This window comes from Pedobacter frigidisoli, assembly GCF_004331675.1.
GTDB classification, from domain to species: domain Bacteria; phylum Bacteroidota; class Bacteroidia; order Sphingobacteriales; family Sphingobacteriaceae; genus Pedobacter; species Pedobacter frigidisoli.
Genome location: NZ_SJSN01000058.1, coordinates 1 through 1,207, shown reverse-complemented (window position 1 = coordinate 1,207; position 1,207 = coordinate 1). Strand labels below are relative to the sequence as shown.

Here is a 1,207-nt window from a genome sequence, read left to right as displayed (position 1 = left end):
CGAATCTCACAAAGCCGTTCACAGTTCGGATTGGGGTCTGCAACTCGACCCCATGAAGTTGGATTCGCTAGTAATCGCGTATCAGCAATGACGCGGTGAATACGTTCCCGGGCCTTGTACACACCGCCCGTCAAGCCATGGAAGTTGGGGGTACCTAAAGTATGTAACCGCAAGGAGCGTCCTAGGGTAAAACCGATAACTGGGGCTAAGTCGTAACAAGGTAGCCGTACCGGAAGGTGCGGCTGGAATACCTCCTTTCTGGAGTAGCACCACCTACCCGCCTCGCAGCATGATATTTCAAAAAAAGAGAAACAAGAGAATAAGCACCCAGAAGACAGCGGTGTGCAATAGCCTAGCAGCAACGGCATAACGGACGGAAGATGGGGAAAGCCAAGGGAAAGCAGTAGCGGTAAGATACTATATACTGCATGCTCAAGCGGACCCTAAGATCAACAGTCCCGTAGCTCAGCCTGGTTAGAGCACTACACTGATAATGTAGGGGTCTCCAGTTCAAATCTGGACGGGACTACACATTGGATCCTTTTGGGGGATTAGCTCAGCTGGCTAGAGCGCCTGCCTTGCACGCAGGAGGTCAACGGTTCGACTCCGTTATTCTCCACAACATTACATACCTTATTATCGGGATAGATAATATACATTGACATAACTAGGAAATAAGAGGAAGACGCCATTGGGGCACGTATATATAATGTATATGGAACGGTTCGAGACCGGTACTCTCTACTAACAAGTTTAAGCTGAGGGCTTGGGCGCAGGCAATGAAACCTGCAACCTGATACCCCTTACCTGATCTTGGCAAAGTTCTTTGACATATTGGAAGAAGTTAAAAAAGAAGAGCAAACAACAATAGGCGACTGTTGTGTTTGTGCTCTCCCGACGTAAAGTCGGGAATGAGACATCATGACAAGAGCAGAAAAAGCATACCGTACGGCGCAAAAGGCGTACAGGTAGAAGAAAGTAATAAAGAGTACACGGGGGATGCCTTGGCTCTCAGAGGCGATGAAGGACGTGATAAGCTGCGATAAGCTTCGGGGATCTGCAAATATGAATTGATCCGGAGATTTCCGAATGGGGCAACCCGGCATGTTGAAGACATGTCACATATAATGAGCAAACCTGCCGAACTGAAACATCTAAGTAAGCAGAGGAAGAGAAAATAACAATGATTTCCTAAGTAGTGGCGAGC

2 tRNA genes and 2 rRNA genes are annotated in these 1,207 nt (G+C 47.9%); all 4 read left to right on the top strand.

The window, feature by feature from the left end:
- A 16S ribosomal RNA gene (locus EZ449_RS22515) occupies positions 1-258 on the top strand; the annotation flags it as partial.
- Positions 259-454: 196 nt separating this feature from the next.
- Positions 455-529 (top strand) — tRNA-Ile (locus tag EZ449_RS22510).
- A 16-nt stretch (positions 530-545) separates the two neighbouring features.
- Positions 546-619 (top strand) — tRNA-Ala (locus EZ449_RS22505).
- A gap of 353 nt (positions 620-972) precedes the next feature.
- Positions 973-1,207, top strand: a 23S ribosomal RNA gene (locus EZ449_RS22500); the annotation flags it as partial.